Below are 16,777 nucleotides of genomic sequence, written 5' to 3' on the forward strand. Positions count from 1 at the left end.
CAGGGGTCTAATAGCGGCCCATGCCGATTCCGCACGATCCCGCCATGCTCTCGAAAGCCGAGACGCTCGTCGATGCGCTGCCCTACCTGCAGCGTTATGCCGGTCGCACGTTCGTCGTGAAGTACGGCGGCCATGCCATGGGCGACCCCGAACTGGCGCGCGATTTCGCGGAAGACGTGGTCCTGCTCAAGGCGGTGGGGATCAACCCGGTGGTCGTCCACGGCGGCGGCCCGCAGATCGGCGCCATGCTCAAGACCATGGGCGTGGAATCGCGCTTCGTCGACGGGCTTCGCGTCACGGACAAGCAGACCGCGCAAGTGGCCGAAATGGTCCTCTCGGGCGTGATCAACAAGGAAATCGTCGGCTGGATCGCGCAGGCCGGCGGCAAGGCCATGGGCATTTCCGGCAAGGACGGCGGCCTCGTCACCGCCAGCAAGGTGCAGCGCACCGCCAAGGACCCCGACAGCAATATCGAGCGTGTCGTCGACCTCGGCTTCGTGGGCGAACCGGCCCATATCGACATCAGCGTGATCGAGACGATTTCCTCGGCCGGCATGATCCCGGTGATCGCGCCGATCGCCCCGGGCGAAGACGGGCAGACCTACAATATCAATGCCGACACCATGGCCGGTGCCGTGGCTGCAGCGCTGGGGGCCTCGCGCCTGTTCCTGCTCACCGACGTGCGCGGCGTGCTCGACAAGCAGGGCGAGCTGCTGACCGACCTGACCCCGGCCGACATTGTCCACCTGCAGCGCAACGGCACCATTTCCGGCGGCATGATCCCCAAGCTGGAAACCTGCATCCACGCGGTCGAGGCCGGCTGCGAGGCGGCTGTCGTGCTTGACGGGCGGGTTTCGCATGCCATGCTGCTGGAAATATTCACGCAGGAAGGCGCCGGAACGCTGATCCGCGCAGGCTGATTTCGCTCCGGCTCAAATCTGTTCAGGCCCAAAACTGTTCAGGTTCGGTCTGTTCAGGTTGGGCCAGAACTGCAAAGAGGAACTATCGGGCTGAAAGGCACTTCGAGCCACATGCGTAATACCCTCGTCATCGCCGGCGCCGTTTCGGCCATCACCCTCCTGCTTGCGGCCTGCAATGGCGAGCCGGTGGCCGAATCCAGCAGCGATCCGACCAGCGCTGCGAGCGAGGCGATCGCTGCCAGCGAAGAACCTTCCGGCGATGCCACCGCAGCGGCCACCAATGGCCTTGCAGCCCAGCTCGACCAGACCGCGCTGGGCGAACGCCGCGATCCCGAACGTCTCCTGCGCTACTACGTCAATGCCCTGCGCATCGGCGACTGGGACGATGCCGCCAAGGCCTGGACGCTCGATGCGCAGATGACGCCCAGCCGCCTGGCCGAGGAATTCGGCGGCGATGCCGGCCCGCGCATCGCGCTGGGCCGCGGCGACAGCAGCAATGCCGCCGGTACGCTCTATTACGAGGCGCCGGTGGTGCTGGACTTCGCAGATGGCCGCCCCTCGCGCCGCGGCAGCATCGTGCTGCGCCGTATCAACGACTTGCCGGGTGCCAGCGAGCAACAGCTCAACTGGCGCATCGAACGGATGTCGACCGTCACCCGGTAATCTCTCGCAGCAAATCCCGCAGGCGCCCGGCCGAGAGGCCGCGGCAGGCGGGGTTCGCCGGGCTTTCGGCCCCTTGCTCTGTAACCGAGCATTGCTCGGACCTTCCGGTCCTCTCCTGCGCTTGCTCCCCGCCCCCCGCCTCGGCTATCAGGCGGACGCTCCATTCCTCAGAAAGGCCCCACGCCCATGCTCGGCGGTGTGATCAACGCCCTTATCTACCTCGTCCAGATCCTGACGACCCTCGTGCTCGTGCAGTTCGTGCTGGGCCTGCTGATCGCCTTCAACGTGGTCAACCTGCACAATCGGTTCGTCGAGGCGATCTGGCGCGCGCTCAATGCGCTGCTCGATCCGATCCTCAGCCCGATCCGGCGCATCATGCCCAATACCGGCGGGATCGACTTTTCGCCGATGGTGCTGATCATCGGTCTCAACGTCCTCATCATGATCCTCCAGCCGATGGCGTACGCCTGATATGAGCGCAGACACCAGAATCATCGACGGCAAGGCTTTCGCCGAGGGCCTGCGCACCCGCATCGCCGCCGTCGCGGCCGATTTCGAGGCTAAGGCCGGCCGCAAGGCGGGCCTCGCGGTCGTGCTGGTGGGCGAAGACCCGGCCAGCCAGGTCTATGTCCGCAACAAGGGCAAGCAGACCGTGGCGGCGGGCATGGAAAGCTTCGAGCACAAGCTGCCTGCAGACGCGTCCGAGGCCGACCTGCTGGCCGTGGTCGAGCAGCTCAATGCCGATCCGGCGGTGGACGGCATCCTCGTCCAGCTGCCGCTGCCCGCGCACATGAACGAGCAAAAGGTCATTGCCACGATCAATCCCGACAAGGACGTGGACGGTTTCCACGTCGTCAATGTCGGGCGTCTCGCCACCGGGCTGCCGGGCTTCGTGCCTTGCACGCCGCTGGGCTGCGTGATGCTGCTGAAGGACCGGCTCGGCTCGCTTTCGGGCCTGGATGCCGTGGTGATCGGTCGCTCCAACATCGTCGGCAAGCCGATGGCGCAGTTGCTGATCGCGGAAAGCTGCACCGTCACCGTGGCGCATAGCCGCACGAAGGATCTGGCCGATGTGGTGCGCCGGGCCGACATCGTGGTGGCGGCGGTCGGCCGTCCCGAGATGGTCAAGGGCGACTGGATCAAGCCCGGCGCCACCGTGATCGACGTGGGTATCAACCGCGTTCCCCGTACCGACCAGGGTGCCGAGGAAGGCAAGACCCGGCTGGTGGGCGATGTGGACTTCGCTTCGGCGGCCGAGGTTGCTGGAGCGATCACCCCGGTTCCCGGCGGGGTCGGTCCGATGACCATTGCCGTCCTGCTGCGCAACACGATCGTCGCCGCGCACCGCAGCGCGGGCCTGGCGCTGGACGAGAGCGCCCTTTGAACCGGCCGCCGGCCCGGGTCCTGGCCGCTGTCGCCGGCGGGCTGGCGCTCTTCGCGCTGGCCGCCGGCCCGGCCGATGCCCGGCGCCGACCGGAATATGCGCCGGGTAACGGCACGGCCAATCCCAGCGCCCTTGTCGCCGCCGAAATCGCTTTCGCGCGAACGGCGCGCGAGAAGGGCCAATGGAAGGCCTTCGACGAATTCGCCGACGATGAAGCGGTGATGTTCGTGCCGGAACCGGTCCGCGCCAAGGAATGGCTCAGCGGCCGCAAGGAGCCGGCGGCGCCGGTGCAGTGGCAGGCCCATCAGGTCTGGATGAGCTGCGACGGCACCATGGGCGTGACCAAGGGCGCCTGGCAGCAGCCCGATGGCACGGTGGGCTATTTCACGACGATCTGGCAGCAGCGCAAGAAAGGCGACTATCGCTGGGTTCTCGACCAGGGGGATGCGCTTGCGCAGCCGCTCAAGGAACCGGAAATGCTCTCGGCATCCGTTGCCGATTGTGCCGGCGGACCGGGCGACGAGCTGCTGGTCGAGCGGGACCGCGAAAAGACCGCGCCCGGCATGGACGGCCGGGGGCGCTCGAAGGACGGCACCTTGACGTGGCGTTACCATGTCGAAGCCGATCACTCGCGCTGGCTGGCCGTATCGATGAAGAAGAACGGGGCGATGACCGAAGTGCTGCGCAGCGAAGTGGCCGCGCCGAAAGACCGGAACTAGGGGCAACGAACGGCATGTATGAAGTCTTCCTCAGTGCCTTCGTCACGCTCTTCGTGGTGATCGATCCCCCCGGCTGCGCGCCGATCTATGCGGGACTTTCGGCCGACGCCAGCCGTTCGCAGGCGATCTCCATGGCGGCACGCGCCTGCATGATCGCCAGCGCCATCCTGGTGGTCTTCGCGCTGTTCGGCGCCCGCCTGCTCGGCGCGCTCCACATCGAGCTGAACGCTTTCCGCATCGCCGGCGGCATCATGCTGTTCATGATCGCCATCGACATGGTCTTCGAAAAGCGCACCCAGCGCCGCGAGGAGCGGGCCGAGAAGATCATCGCTCACAATGCCGAGACGCCTGAGATCGACGACGTCTCGGTCTTCCCGATGGCCATGCCGATGCTGGCCGGGCCGGGATCGATCGCGACGATCATGCTGCTCACGTCCCGCGCGCACGGGGCGGAGCAGACCATGGCGATCCTGGCCGCCATGGTGGCGGTCATGCTGCTGAGCTTCGCCGCCCTGGCCGCTGCCGGACCGCTCATGCGGGTGCTGGGAGACAAAGTCGAAGCCGTCATCACGCGGCTGCTGGGCGTGCTGCTGGCGGCGCTGGCGGCGCAATATGTGATCGACGGGGTGAAGACGGTCCTACTGCAATAAGGCGAATTCATCGCGGGTTCAGCGCCTGAGGGCAGTCTTGCCCTTCTCTGCCGCAAAAGGAGGGTGCGATGCTCCGCTTGCTGTCTGCCGGTTTCGCTGGAGCGCTGCTTCTGGCCGCGTCCATTGCCGAGGCGCAGATCGTCGGTCCCCCGGCGCCGAGGCCCGGCACCGCCTCCCCTGACGCGGCCCGGCAGACCGCCGACGAGGCTAGTTACCGCATAGACTTGCGCAAGGCGGACCAGGCCATTCGCGAGGGGCGGGAGTCGGGTCGTCTCTCGAAGCAGGAAGCCAAGGGTCTGCGCAAGGAACAGCGGCAGATCGGCTCCCTGGCGGAACGCTACGGCAGCGACGGTATGTCGCCGCGCGAAGCGGACGAACTCTACATGCGCTCCCGCGTGCTGGAGAGTCAGGCCAGGTTACCCGGTAAAGACAAGCGCTAGGGCACGCTTTCGAGCGGGGCCGATCGCCGGGGGCAGGCAGAACCGGGACGCGTGGGCGCTGCTTTAACCCCTACTGCAGGGTCACGGCGTCATCGTCGTCCGAGTGGCGGCCGAAGAACTGCATCAGTTGCACCAGCAGTTCGCAGCGGAGCGGCAGGGTTTCCGCCTCCAGCAGGGCCTGCTTGGCCGCGGCATCGAAAGGCGCGATCTGCGAGACGCCGTTGATCAGCGACTGATCGTCGAGCCGCCCGACCTGGTCCCAGTCCACCGCATAGCCCTGGGCATCTGCGAAGCGCTTGGCTTCCCGCTCGAAGCTGGCGCGCTCGATCGGGGCGAGCACTTCGTCGTCGCGTTCCGCAAGGAGTTCGGCTTCGACCTGGCGGAACGGGGTCGGCACATCCAGTTCGCGCAGCAGGCGAAAACGCGATTCGCCGGTGAGCACGATATTGAAGCGGCCGTCTTCCAGTGCCTCGACATCGCCGATGCGGCCAAGGCAGCCCACTGAAAACAGCGGGGCGCCTTCGGCCGGGCGCTGCGGCTGGATCATGCCGATGCGGCGATCTCGCGCCAGGGCGTCGCTCACCATCGCCCGGTAGCGGGGCTCGAAGATATGGAGCGGCAATTGCAGCCCCGGATAGAGCACCGCTCCCGGGAGCGGAAAGATGGTGATTCGCGCCACCGTCAGCCGAACAGCACGGTGGAGAGCTTGCGGCGGGTGGCGGAAACCCAGGGATCTTCGAGGCCGGTGACATCGAAGATCTGGAGCAGCTTGGCGCGCGCGGCACCTTCGTTCCATTCGCGGTCGGCAGCGACCATGCGCAGCAGCGTATCGGCGGCCGCGTCGCGCTCACCCGCGGCGAAGGCGGCGTTGGCGAACGCAAGCTGCGCTTCCATGTCGGCCGGGCGCTCGGCGGCGGCAGCGCGCAGGGCGGCGAGTTCGCTGTCCTCGGGCTTGTCCTTGGCAAGGGCAAGCGCAGTGCGGGCGCGTTCGACTTGCGGGTCGGCCGCCAGTTCCGGTTCGAGGCTGGCGAGAACCTGCTCGGCCTCGTCAAGGCGACCGGCGAGCACCAGTGCCCGCACGAACCCGGCGAGCACTTCGCCATTGTCCGGTGCCATTTCGAGGATCTGCATGAAGATGGCGGCAGCGCGTTCGCCGTCGCCTCCGGCCAGGGCTTCCTCGCCCATGGCGATCAGCGGCGCGAGATCCTGCTGCGGCTCCGCGCCGTCCGGCTGGATGGGAAGCTGGGTCAGAAGCTGGTCCAGCGTCTGCTTGAGCTGCGATTCGGTGCGGGCATTGGTGAGGTCTGCCACCGGCTGCCCCTGGAAAATCGCATAGACCGTGGGGATCGAGCGCACCTGGAACTGCGAGGCGATGAACTGCTCTTCATCGACGTTCACTTTGGCAAGGATCACGCCCTTGTCGGCATATTCCGCGGCGACCTTCTCCAGCACCGGCGTCAGCGCCTTGCAGGGGCCGCACCATTCGGCCCAGAAATCGAGGATCACCAACTGCGTCATCGACGGTTCGGCTACCGTCTTGCGGAACCGGTCGACCGCTTTCTGTTCGTCGAGGTTGAGACCCATGCTGGCCAAGATACGTGCTCCCGTGAAAAACGAATGGCACCCTAGATCGTCCTTCGGGACGGATTTGTGAAGGGTTCATGTCCAGTTAGGTGTGGTTCTGCGGGGCTTCTGAAAATTCTTTCGATTTTCCTCTTGCGGCCCTCAAAAGGCACTGCTAGTGGCGCGCCTCCACCCCGGACCTGCCGGTTACTCCAGCAGGTCTTGAACGTCAGAGCGGGCGTAGCTCAGGGGTAGAGCACAACCTTGCCAAGGTTGGGGTCGAGGGTTCGAATCCCTTCGCCCGCTCCAGTTCACATAGGGATTTCCGGTTAGCCGGAAGTCTCCAAACGCCAGAGCGGGCGTAGCTCAGGGGTAGAGCACAACCTTGCCAAGGTTGGGGTCGAGGGTTCGAATCCCTTCGCCCGCTCCAGTTTTCCTTCGGTGGAAATCCAGACATTCCAGATCGCGACCATCCACACCAGGTGGATGTCCCTAATCGCGCGCTTATCCGGCGTGAACCCTGTTCGCCTAACCCCGTCCGCTGCAATCGGCGGAGGGAAACGTGGGCGGATTGGAAGCACTGCTGATCAAGGCCAAAGGCGCGGCCAGGCGGGGCGAGACCGAGACCGCCCGCGCGCTCTACCGCGAGGCGCTGGATCGGTTTCCACGCAACGGTCGGGCACGCGCGGCGCTTCACGCGCTGGATGCGGCGCAAGCTGACCCGGCCCCCTGCGAACTCGCGGCGATGGTCTCCGCCTATCGTTCCGACCGCATGGACGAAGCCGCCAGGGAGGGCGCCCGACTGGCAGGCGTCTTTCCGCAGAGCTTCACCGTCCACAACCTGCAAGGCGCGGCGCTGCTGGCGCTGGGTATCCTGCCCGAGGCCGAAGCCGCTTTTCGGCGCGCCATAGCACTGGACCCGGATGCCGCCGCCTGCCGCAACAACCTGGCCGTGACGCTGCGCCGCCAGAATCGGTCGGCCGAGGCGGAAGAAATCTACCGCGCGGTGATCGCGCGCCACCCGGACTATGCCGATGCGCGCTTCAACCTGGCGAATCTGTTCGACGCGCAGGCGCGGTGGGACGAGGCCGAAGAGGAACTGGCGCGGACGGTGGCGCTCGATCCCGGCTATACCGAGGCACACTACAATCTGGGCAACCTGCTTGCGAAGCGCGGGGCGCGGGAAGAGGCGGTCGCCGCCTATCGCCGTGCGGTCGCGCTGCGGCCGGGTCATGCCCTGGCCTGGAACAACATGGGCGGGGAACTGCTGCTGATGGACCGCCTGGACGAGGCTCTCGCTGCCTACGACCGTGCCTTGGAGGCCGAGCCTGCCGGTACGCAGGCGATGGTCAATCGCGGCAAGGCGCTGGTGCTGAAGGGCGCGTTGCCGGACGCCATCGCGGCTTTCCGCAAGGCCTGGACGCTCGTTCCCGACGACCGCTCAGCGCTTCTGCAGGCCCTGTTCGAGGAAGCGCACATCTGCGACTGGCGCCGCCGGGCCGAGTTCGCCCTGACGGACAGTCCTTCGGCCGCGGCGGTGCAGCCTTTCGCGGCGCTGCCTTTCGTGGACGACCCCGGCTACCAGTATCGCCGCTCGCTGGCCTGCGCGGCGGTGAAATTCACGGAGGGGCCGCAGAGCTTTCCCGATCCGCCGCCTTCCTGCGATGGACGCATCCGTATCGGATACTTCTCGGCGGACTTTCACGATCACGCGACGATGTACCTGATGAGCGGCTTGTTTCGCGAGCACGATCGCAGCCGCTTCGATATTCGCCTCTACAGCTATGGCCCGCGCCGCGAAGGCGATGCGGCGCGCACATCCTTGCGGGGGCAGGTCGATGCCTTCATCGAGATCGGGCACCTGGCCGATGCCGCTGTCGTCGACAGGGCGAGGGCGGACGGGCTGGATATCGCGGTCGATCTCAAGGGCTATACGCGCGGCACGCGCACGGCGCTGTTCGGCCGCAGGCTGGCGCCGGTGCAGGTGAGCTACATGGGCTATCCGGGTACCCTGGGCCATCCCTGCATGGACTACTTCATCGCCGACGCCGTTTCGCTGCGGCCCGGGCAGGAGGTCTGGTTCACCGAGAAGATCGTGCGGCTGCCGCATAGCTATCAGGCGAACGACGATCGCCGCATCATCGTGCCGGACCGGCGCGGGCGCAGGGCCTGGGGACTGCCCGAAAACGGGTTCGTGTTCTGCTGCTTCAACCATACCTACAAGATCGGGCCGGACGCATTCTCGATCTGGATGCGGCTGCTCGGCGCCGTGGAGGGCAGCGTGCTCTGGTTGCTGCGCTCCAATCCCTGGGCGGAGCAGAACCTGCGCCGAGAGGCGGCGGCGCGCGGCATCGATCCGGCGCGGCTGGTCTTTGCCGAAAGCGTTCCGCATGGCGAGCACCTCGGGCGCCTGGCGCTGGCCGATCTGTTTCTCGATACTTTCGCGGTCAATGCCCATACAACGGCCAGTGACGCGCTTTGGGGCGGCCTGCCCGTCCTCACCATGGCCGGACGCCAGTTCGCCGCGCGGGTGGCGGCCAGCCTCGTCCATGCCGTCGGCCTTTCGGAACTGGCGGTGCCGGACCGGGACGCCTACGAGGCGGCGGCGCTGGTCCTTGCGCGAGACCCGGACGCGCTTGGATCATTGCGTGATCGCCTCGCCGCCAACCGGCTGACGGCGCCGCTGTTTCGCACCGCGGTCTATACACGCCGGGTGGAGGCGGCTTTCGAGGAAATGCACCGGCGGCGCCTGGCCGGACTTTTGCCGGATCACTTCGACGTCGACGAGTAGAGGAAAAGCCCCGGGGATGCTTCCCCGGACCCTTGGAATATCGTCCCTATGCCCGCTCTTAAAGCGTGGCCGGTGCTTAGAACGAAATCACCGCTTCGCCGATGGCATCCCACACTTGCGCAAGCTGATCGTCGGTGATGCAGTAGGGCGGCATGACATAGACAGTGTTCCCGAGCGGCCTCAGCAGCACGTCGCGTTCGCGGAAGAAGGCCATGAGGCGCGGGGCAAGGTCGCTCATGTAGCCGCTGGCGCCGCTGGTCCTGAGGTCCAGCGCGGTGATAGTGCCCAGGCTGCGGGGATTGTCGAAGTGGCAGAACTGGCCGAGCTTTTCGATCCAGCCCGCCTGCTTGGCGGCCAGCGCGGCAATCCGTTCGAGAACCGGCTCCTCGCGCCAGATCTCCAGATTGGCGGCGGCGGCGGCGCAGGCGATCGGGTTCGCGGTATAGCTGGAGGAATGGAAGAACATCCGCGCGCGGTCGGTGGAATAGTGCGCTTCGTAGATGGCCTCGCTCGCCATGGTGACGGCCAGCGGCACCGCCCCGCCGGTCAGGCCCTTGGATAGGCAGAGAATGTCGGGGACGATCCCCGCCTGCTCGCACGCGAGAAGAGTGCCGGTGCGGCCCCAGGCGGTCATCACTTCGTCGGCGATGAACAGTACGCCGTGGCGGGCGCAGATTTCGTGCATCGCCGCGAGGACCGCCGGCGAATAGACCAGCATGCCGCCCGCGCCGAGGATCAGCGGCTCCACGATCAGCGCGGCGGTATCCGGCTGGCGGCAGAGCGCTTCGAGCGCGTCGAGCGTCGCCTGTTCCGCGCCGGCAGCGGGGAAGGGGATGCGGCCGACGTCGAACAGCAGCGGGGCGTAAGGCTGGTTGAACACCCCGCGTTCGCCCACCGACATCGCGCCGATCGTGTCGCCGTGGTAGGAATTCTCCATCACGACGATGCGGTGGCGCCCCTCGCCGCGCCAGTGCCAGTAACCGAGCGCCATTTTCAGCGCCACTTCCACGCTGGTCGATCCCGAATCGGAGAAGAACACCCGCGTCAGGCTCTCGGGCATGATGGCGCGCAGTCCCGCCGCGACCTGTTCGGCCGGCTCGTGAGTCCATCCGGCGAAGATGATCTGGTCGAGCTTCTGCGCCTGCTCCGCGATGGCGGCCTTGATGCGCGGATGGGAATGACCGTGCGTCGTCACCCACCACGAGGACACGGCATCCACCACCGCCCGGCCATCCGCCGTGTGGAGCAGCGCTCCCGCGGCATGGGTGACCAGCGGAACCGGCTCCTGAAGGCCGTGCTGAGTGAAGGGATGCCAGACCGATGACGTCATGCGGTGAAATCCTCGATGTTGAAGTTTTCAGCGAAGGCGCGGGCGAGGGCCTCCGGCGTCAGCGGGTCGAGCCGAGGCAGGCGGCCCAGACGGCGGACCCGGCCCATGGCGCAGATGGTGGCCTCGCTGTCTTCCACGGCATCGCCGACGAAGGCCACGCCGAGCACTTCGACACCGCGGCTGCGCAGCGCCTCGATAGAGAGCAGCGAATGGTTGATCGTGCCCAGCACCGTGCGCGCCACCAGCACGACAGGCGCATTCCAGCGGGCGAACTGGTCGGCATATGTCGTCGAACGGGTGAGGGGGACCATCACCCCGCCTGCACCCTCGACCACCAGCGGGCCTTCCACTTGCGGCAGGGCGAGACGTTCGGGGGCGATGTCCACCCCGTCGATCTCGGCGGCGAGATGGGGCGAGCAGGGCGTGGCAAGGCGATAGGCCTCGGGCAGGATGCGATCGGCGGGCAGGCCGGAAAGCCGCCCGACACGGTCTCCATCGCCGCCGTCTTCCTCAAGCCCGGCCTGCACCGGCTTCCAGTAGTGGGCGCTGAGCGCACCCGCCAGAGCCGCGGCGAAGACGGTCTTGCCGATCTCCGTATCAGTGCCGGTCACGATCAGGGGGCGGGAAGTGAGGGGGCGGGAAATCAGGGGCTCTACGATCATGAAGTGCTCAATTCCGGGACTTTAGGTGGCAGGTCACGACTTCGTAAGTCACGTTGCATCCATTCTGGGCGAAACGCGCCATGACGCGGCGGAGCTGGCCCGGCGACAGCGGCCGGTGATCTTCCTCGGCCGTCTGCGCGCCGATGGCCTTGAGGGCGTGGAGGAAGGCGAGCGGGCTATCGTGATGTTCGGCGCGGCGTTCCACGGCCGCAACGCCGGCGCCGAAATCCGCGATGGGCGCGAAGCGCGGTGTTCCTGGCGCCAGCCCCTCGGGATCGTGCGCCGTGCGCCACTCGGCGAAGCTGCCGGGGCCGAGCGTGGAGACCATGAGGTGCCCGCCGGGCGCCAGCCAGCCCGCGATGCGGGAAAGGGCAGCCGGGGCATCGTCGAACCATTGCACGGCCAGGCTGGAGCAGATCAGGTCGAAGGGGCCGCCCTCCGGAGTTCCGTATTCGCCGTCGAGCACGGCGAAGCGGTGGCGGACGGCCTCGCCCAGCCGCGCGCGGCAGCGTTGCAGCATTTCAGGGGCGAGATCGGTGACGAGCCAGTCGCCGCCAAGCCCGGCGAGAGCCTGGGTCAGGAAGCCGGTGCCGCAGCCGATTTCCAGGATGCGGGGGCGTTCGGGCAGGTCCAGCGCGGTGATGCGGGCGGCCAGGTCCTGCGCCACATCGCGCTGCACGCGGGCATGGCCGTCGTAGTCGGGCGCGGCGGCAAAGGCGCGGCCGACGCGTTCGCGCGGCGCGGTCATGCCGGCATTCCGATCATGTCGCGAAGGACCGCCGCGCAGAATTCCGGCGCCTCGCGCGGGAGCAGATGGCCGCCGTCCGCACAGTCCACCCGGCGCACCGCCGCGCCCTCGAACACTTGCGCGCGCATCGCCTCGGGCAGGAGGGGGTCGCGGGTGCCTTGCAGCGAGACCACCGGAACCGGCGGCAATGGCGCTTCGTCGTGGCGCAGGCGGGAGAGGTCTTCGTGCAGCAGGGCGGCATCGATCTCGCCGAAGTCGGCATCCCCGCCGCACTGGCGGCGGAATTCGGAGAGCACCGCGCGGGGGGCCTCGTCGAAGCGGCGCAGCATGCGGTCGATCACGCGCGGGGGCACGCCGGGATAGTCCGGGCTGGCGGCAAAGCGGGCGAATCCGTTGATCGCCAGCACGCCGACGAGGCCCGCAGGCGGCGCGGCGAGCACGCGCATGGTGCCGAAGGAATGAGTCACGGCGATGCAAGGCCCGCCTGAGGAGACGGCCTCGGGCGTTCCGAAATAGCCGCGATCGTCGATCGCCTGCGGCAGGTCCGCCAGAAGCGCGGCAAGCGGTTGCCAGAAGCTGCGGTCGAAGCCCCAGCCATGAACGAAGAGCAGGTTCACCGGCAGCCCTCGATCAGGTTGAGCAGGGTGTCGACGTCGCTTTCCGCATGAGTCGCCCGCAGCGCCAGGCGCAGGCGGCTGGTGCCGGGGGGCACCGTGGGCGGGCGGATCGCGGAAGCCAGAACCCCGCGCTCTTCCAACGCGCGGGACAGGTCGAGAGCAGCCTGTTCGCCGCCGATCATGGCCGGCACGATCTGCGTGCTGGACGCGCCATGGTCGATGCCGAGCGCGGCGAGACCGCTGCGCAGCCGCTCGCCCAGCGCCGCGAGATGGGCCCGCTCTGCGTTCATGCCGGGCCCCAGGTCGAGCGCGGCGTCGATGGCGCCGAGCACGGCCGGCGGCGGCGCCGTCGTGAAGATGAAGCCGCTCGCCGCATTGACGAGGTAGTCGATCATCACGCGCGATCCGGCGACATAAGCGCCGAAGCCGCCCAGGGCCTTGCTGAAAGTGCCCATGATCAGGTCGATCCCGCCGGGCGCCTCGGCCGAGAGACCGGCCCCGCCCGGTCCGAGCACGCCGGTGGCATGGGCCTCGTCCAAGAAGAGGAAGGCGTCGTGCCGGGCGGCGATGGCGGCAAGGCGGGCGATGTCGGCGCGGTCTCCGTCCATCGAGAAGACGCTCTCGGTGAGGATCAGCCGCGCCGGCGCGTCGGCGCCTTTGCCTGCCAGCAGCTCTTCCAGGTGATCGAGGTCGTTGTGGCGGAAACGGTGCTGGCGCGTGCCGGATATGGCGAGGCCGGCGTGCATGCTGGCGTGAATCAGGCGGTCGGTGAAGACCGCCGCGCCCGGGACGGCGGCCAGCAGCGCGGGGATCACGGCGGCATTGGCCTGCCAGCCGCTGGCGAACAGCAGGGCGGCTTCGGCATGCTTGAAGCCGGCGATCCGCCTTTCGAGCGCGAGGTGCGCCTCGCTGGTGCCGGTGACCAGCCGCGAGGCTCCCGAGCCGGTGCCATGGGCCTGCGTCCATTCCCGTGCCCGCTCGACGAGGCGGGGGTGCCTGGCGAGGCCGAGGTAGTCGTTGCTGGAAAAGTCGAGCAACGCCCGCCCGTCGCGCATGACGCGGCCGCCGTTTTCGAGTGACGCGGCGCGCAGGATGCGGCGCTGGCCGGCGCTCTCGATGCGGCCGAGCGCCGCCGCGAAGAAGGAATCGAGCCTGCTCATGGCGCCAGCCGGTATGGCAAGCGGGCCTTCGGCACAATGGGCGGCGGTTGCGGAAAGAGATCGCCGCCGTGCCCTTGCTGCATCGGGCGAGGGCAGGCCGGGCGGCATGGCGCATGAAATCGCGCGGCGCAGGAAGCCGCAAGGCCCCTCGCGCGTTAAGCAGGGAAACGAAAAATCGAAGGATGCCCGCTTGATGCGATCCCTGCCGCTGACGTTCGCCGCCGTTCTCCTGCTCTCCGCCTGCCATTCGGGCGACCGCAACGCGGGAGGCGATGGCGGTAATGGCGACAACAAGAGTACCGCGCAGTCCGGCGATCCCATGGCCTTCGCCTCGGCCCCCGGCGGCGGCGCGACCGAGGCGGCCGACAGCCTCGTCATGCGCGCCCAGGTGGCGCTTGATCGGAAGGGCTTCTCTTCGGGCGTGATCGATGGCCGCGAAGGCGGGTCCTACGGCCTGGCCTTGCGCGGGTTCCAGGAAGCGCAGGGCCTGCCGGTAAGCGGCAAGCTCGATCCCGCGACGCAGCAGGCGCTCATTTCCGACAGGCAGGGCGCCACGCGCAATGTCGTCATTCCCAAGGCCTTCGCGCGTGGGCCGTTCTTCCCGGACCTTCCGCAGAACATGGCCGGACAGGCCGAGTTCGACCATCTCGGCTATCGCAGCATGTCCGAGGCGCTGGCCGAACGCTTCCACACCACGCCCGAGACGCTGCTGGCCCTGAATGGGCCGGGCACGGTGCTGGGTGCGGGACGCACGATCCGGGTGCCGGACATCCCCGACGCCGCGCTGGCGGACATTCCCGATGACAAGACCGGCTGGGCCAGGACCCTGCAGAGCCTGGGCGTTCCTGCCGAGCAGCCCAAGGCCGATCACATCGTGGTCGACAAGTCGGACGGGGCGCTTCGGGTCTACGATCAGGGCAACAAGCTGATCGCGCAGTTCCCGGTGACCACCGGCAGCGGCCACGATCCGCTGCCGCTCGGCACCTGGAAGATCGTGGGCGAGGCCCGCAATCCGGACTATCATTTCAACCCGGACCTGTTCTGGGATGCCAAGAAGAATGCCAAGGACAAGCTGCTCCCGCCGGGTCCGAACGGGCCGGTCGGCGTCGTCTGGCTGGACTTGTCCAAGGAGCACTACGGCATCCACGGCACGCCCGAACCGAAGAACATCGGCAAGACCGAAAGCCATGGCTGCGTGCGCCTGACCAACTGGGACGCAGCGCGCCTGGCGCAGATGGTTTCGGCGGGCACCAAGGTCGTATTCCAGGCCTGATGCCGGCGCCGAGGATCGGGCCGGCGCCAAGGTTGCGGGTCAGTCGGGCAGTTCGACCTCGTAGCCGGCCTCGATCCAGGCCTTCATGCCGCCATCCAGAGCCGCAGCGCGCGGAAAGCCGAGTTCCCGCAAGGTCGCGGCGGCCAGGGTGGAGATCTTGCCGAATTCGCAGCAGGTGACCAGCCGGGCCGTCGGATCGGTGAGCATGGCATTGACCCTCAGTTCCAGTTGCCCGCGCGGCAGATGGATGGCGCCGGGAACATGGCCGGCTTCGAAGGCGTCCCTTTCGCGCACGTCGAGCACGATCAGGCCGTCCTGCCGGCCGATCCGCGCGCGCAGTTCCGCCAGCGAGACGAACGGCACCCGCGTGGCGGCATCGGCCAGGAGCTGGGCCACGGTCCTGCCGCCGTTCATGTTGGTGCGCAGGGCCTCGGTCAGGTGCGTCGGCGCGGCAAGATCCAGGTGCTGCATCATCGCCACGAATTCCCCGCGCTCGCTGTTCTTGAGGCGCGGATTTTCAGCGATCTCGGCGCCGATGGTCGAATGGCTGCGGCCCTTGTAGTCGTGGGCGGGATAGACCCGGGTTTCGAGCGGCAGGGCCAGCAACTTGCCGAAGAGGCTGCCGTGAAGCGCCTCGGGATCGCCGGTGGGCAGGTCGGTTCGCCCGGTGCCGCCGATCAGCAGGGTGTCGCCGGTGAAGACCCGGTCCTCCATGACCATGCACATCGAATCGTGGGTGTGGCCCGGCGTATGCATGGCCCGAAGCCGCAGGTTGCCCACGATCAGCATGTCCCCGTCGTCCAGCCGCATCTCGGCATAGGGCGCCGGGCTCAGGCGGTTCATCACCACCGGCGCCTGGAACGCCTTGCCCAGTTCGCGGCTGGCGGAGAAATGATCGGCGTGAGTATGGGTGTCCAGCACGTAGCGAACATGGACCCCGAGCTGGCCGGCAAGGCCGAGATAGCGATCAACTTGCGATTGTTCGGGGTCGATGAGGATTGCCGAACGGCTGCTTTCGCAGCCCACCAGATAGGATTGACAGCCGCCCGTCGCGATCTGCTCGAAGATCATGCCTGCCTCCCGCGGGTGTAGCGGGCTGCGGTTTTGCGCCCTGGAGCCTCGGCGGACAAGAGCGCCGATCCGTTTCGGGCGCGTCTCTTTTGGATAGTGCGGCGTGCGGCCGGCGATGGATTGGTAAACGCGCCGTAGAGGCTGGCGGGACGGACAGAGCCTGGGCCGGGATGGACCGAATCCGGCCGTCTTGCGTTTCGACCCGCTGGAATCCTAGGCCTCTGGGATCAGAAGCAGATGTCTCAAATCAAGGACCTACCATGAAATTCCGTCCCTCCGTCCCCGGTGCCGCCAGCAAGGCTGTCCTTTCCGCCGCACTGGCGATCGGCGCCGTCGTCGCCGCCACGCCTGCCGCTGCGCAAGTGACGGCCGAGGCCAATGTGGCGCGCTCGGAAGGGGACTGGGGCGGCGAACTGGCGCTCGGCGTGCCGGTGATCTCGGACGGCGGATTCAGCATTACCCCTGCCGCCGGCGTGTTCTTCCACCACCGCGACCACCCCGGCTACGTCAACCAGGATTCGCAGTGCTTCAACAAGGACAGCGGCAACCAGGTCTCCGACGGCAAGTGTGACAATTCCGGCACCAAGATCTTCGGCAAGGTCGAGGCGATGTACCGCCTGCCGATGTCGCTGGGCTTCGGCGTCGGGGCGCGCCTGATCGGTGACGATTTGCGGGCCTATGGCACCGTGGCCATGCCGATCCTCCCGCGCATCGACGTGAAGGGCAATTTCGGCGACCACTATCTTGCGGCCGGCCTGCAAGCGCGGTTCTGAGGACGTTTGCCAG

18 protein-coding genes and 2 tRNA genes are annotated in these 16,777 nt (G+C 67.5%); 12 read left to right on the plus strand and 8 right to left on the minus strand.

What is annotated here, in order from left to right:
* The first annotated feature begins 20 nt into the window (after positions 1-20).
* The 7 genes from argB to EDF58_RS18345 all read left to right on the plus strand — a co-directional run bounded on the left by argB (position 21) and on the right by EDF58_RS18345 (position 4,776).
* Positions 21-920 carry an acetylglutamate kinase gene (gene argB / locus EDF58_RS18315; protein WP_132268181.1) on the plus strand — a complete coding sequence of 300 codons (900 nt, stop codon included), beginning with the start codon at positions 21-23 and terminating at the stop codon, positions 918-920.
* A gap of 111 nt (positions 921-1,031) precedes the next feature.
* Positions 1,032-1,583, plus strand: coding sequence for a hypothetical protein (locus EDF58_RS18320; RefSeq protein WP_132268182.1), 552 nt, complete (start codon positions 1,032-1,034; stop codon positions 1,581-1,583).
* A gap of 186 nt (positions 1,584-1,769) precedes the next feature.
* Entirely contained in the window at positions 1,770-2,054 is a 285-nt protein-coding gene (locus EDF58_RS18325; protein ID WP_132268184.1) for a YggT family protein, read from the plus strand.
* A 1-nt stretch (position 2,055) separates the two neighbouring features.
* Complete coding sequence (gene folD, locus EDF58_RS18330; protein WP_132268186.1) at positions 2,056-2,967, plus strand: bifunctional methylenetetrahydrofolate dehydrogenase/methenyltetrahydrofolate cyclohydrolase FolD; 912 nt, start codon at positions 2,056-2,058, stop codon at positions 2,965-2,967.
* On the plus strand, positions 2,964-3,686 hold the full coding sequence (locus tag EDF58_RS18335) for a hypothetical protein (RefSeq protein ID WP_243654360.1): 723 nt from the start codon (positions 2,964-2,966) through the stop codon (positions 3,684-3,686). The genes folD and EDF58_RS18335 overlap by 4 nt, the downstream gene beginning before the upstream one ends.
* 14 nt (positions 3,687-3,700) lie before the next feature.
* A complete protein-coding gene (locus tag EDF58_RS18340; protein WP_132268188.1) occupies positions 3,701-4,336 on the plus strand; it encodes a MarC family protein in 636 nt (211 codons plus the stop codon).
* Between the two features lie 68 nt (positions 4,337-4,404).
* Positions 4,405-4,776, plus strand: a complete 372-nt coding sequence (locus EDF58_RS18345; RefSeq protein WP_132268190.1) for a hypothetical protein — start codon at positions 4,405-4,407, stop codon at positions 4,774-4,776.
* Between the two features lie 70 nt (positions 4,777-4,846).
* On the opposite strand, the gene EDF58_RS18350 is transcribed toward EDF58_RS18345, so the two are convergent.
* Positions 4,847-5,455, minus strand: coding sequence for an LON peptidase substrate-binding domain-containing protein (locus EDF58_RS18350; protein ID WP_132268192.1), 609 nt, complete (start codon positions 5,453-5,455; stop codon positions 4,847-4,849).
* A 2-nt stretch (positions 5,456-5,457) separates the two neighbouring features.
* Complete coding sequence (locus EDF58_RS18355) at positions 5,458-6,360, minus strand: tetratricopeptide repeat protein (protein ID WP_132268733.1); 903 nt, start codon at positions 6,358-6,360, stop codon at positions 5,458-5,460.
* A 213-nt stretch (positions 6,361-6,573) separates the two neighbouring features.
* Between EDF58_RS18355 and EDF58_RS18360 the strand changes: the two genes are divergently transcribed.
* The 3 genes from EDF58_RS18360 (at position 6,574) to EDF58_RS18370 (ending at position 9,130) form a co-directional block, all read left to right on the plus strand.
* A tRNA-Gly gene (locus tag EDF58_RS18360) sits at positions 6,574-6,648 on the plus strand.
* 46 nt (positions 6,649-6,694) lie between these two features.
* A tRNA-Gly gene (locus tag EDF58_RS18365) sits at positions 6,695-6,769 on the plus strand.
* A 132-nt stretch (positions 6,770-6,901) separates the two neighbouring features.
* On the plus strand, positions 6,902-9,130 hold the full coding sequence (locus EDF58_RS18370; protein ID WP_165921478.1) for a tetratricopeptide repeat protein: 2,229 nt from the start codon (positions 6,902-6,904) through the stop codon (positions 9,128-9,130).
* Positions 9,131-9,206: 76 nt separating this feature from the next.
* Here EDF58_RS18370 and EDF58_RS18375 read toward each other — a convergent pair whose 3' ends face one another.
* Genes EDF58_RS18375 through EDF58_RS18395 form a run of 5 tightly spaced genes read right to left on the minus strand, consistent with a single transcriptional unit; the run spans position 9,207 to position 13,647 of the window.
* Positions 9,207-10,460 (minus strand): adenosylmethionine--8-amino-7-oxononanoate transaminase, encoded by a 1,254-nt coding sequence (locus tag EDF58_RS18375; protein WP_132268195.1) that lies wholly within the window; start codon positions 10,458-10,460, stop codon positions 9,207-9,209.
* Positions 10,457-11,122 (minus strand): dethiobiotin synthase, encoded by a 666-nt coding sequence (gene bioD, locus EDF58_RS18380; RefSeq protein WP_132268197.1) that lies wholly within the window; start codon positions 11,120-11,122, stop codon positions 10,457-10,459. Before bioD ends, EDF58_RS18375 begins: the two co-directional genes overlap by 4 nt.
* Before the next feature lie 7 nt (positions 11,123-11,129).
* Positions 11,130-11,870 carry a methyltransferase domain-containing protein gene (locus tag EDF58_RS18385; protein ID WP_132268199.1) on the minus strand — a complete coding sequence of 247 codons (741 nt, stop codon included), beginning with the start codon at positions 11,868-11,870 and terminating at the stop codon, positions 11,130-11,132.
* Positions 11,867-12,487 carry an alpha/beta hydrolase gene (locus EDF58_RS18390; RefSeq protein WP_132268201.1) on the minus strand — a complete coding sequence of 207 codons (621 nt, stop codon included), beginning with the start codon at positions 12,485-12,487 and terminating at the stop codon, positions 11,867-11,869. The genes EDF58_RS18385 and EDF58_RS18390 overlap by 4 nt, the downstream gene beginning before the upstream one ends.
* On the minus strand, positions 12,484-13,647 hold the full coding sequence (locus tag EDF58_RS18395; RefSeq protein WP_132268203.1) for an 8-amino-7-oxononanoate synthase: 1,164 nt from the start codon (positions 13,645-13,647) through the stop codon (positions 12,484-12,486). Before EDF58_RS18395 ends, EDF58_RS18390 begins: the two co-directional genes overlap by 4 nt.
* A gap of 193 nt (positions 13,648-13,840) precedes the next feature.
* Between EDF58_RS18395 and EDF58_RS18400 the strand changes: the two genes are divergently transcribed.
* On the plus strand, positions 13,841-14,920 hold the full coding sequence (locus EDF58_RS18400) for a L,D-transpeptidase family protein (RefSeq protein WP_132268735.1): 1,080 nt from the start codon (positions 13,841-13,843) through the stop codon (positions 14,918-14,920).
* Between the two features lie 39 nt (positions 14,921-14,959).
* Here EDF58_RS18400 and EDF58_RS18405 read toward each other — a convergent pair whose 3' ends face one another.
* On the minus strand, positions 14,960-15,991 hold the full coding sequence (locus EDF58_RS18405; protein ID WP_132268205.1) for an MBL fold metallo-hydrolase: 1,032 nt from the start codon (positions 15,989-15,991) through the stop codon (positions 14,960-14,962).
* A gap of 260 nt (positions 15,992-16,251) precedes the next feature.
* Here EDF58_RS18405 and EDF58_RS18410 point away from each other — a divergent pair, with 260 nt between their 5' ends.
* Positions 16,252-16,764 carry a hypothetical protein gene (locus EDF58_RS18410; RefSeq protein WP_243654361.1) on the plus strand — a complete coding sequence of 171 codons (513 nt, stop codon included), beginning with the start codon at positions 16,252-16,254 and terminating at the stop codon, positions 16,762-16,764.
* Positions 16,765-16,777: the final 13 nt, after the last annotated feature.

Origin of the sequence: Novosphingobium sp. PhB57, assembly GCF_004342985.1 — a bacterium.
GTDB lineage: Bacteria > Pseudomonadota > Alphaproteobacteria > Sphingomonadales > Sphingomonadaceae > Novosphingobium.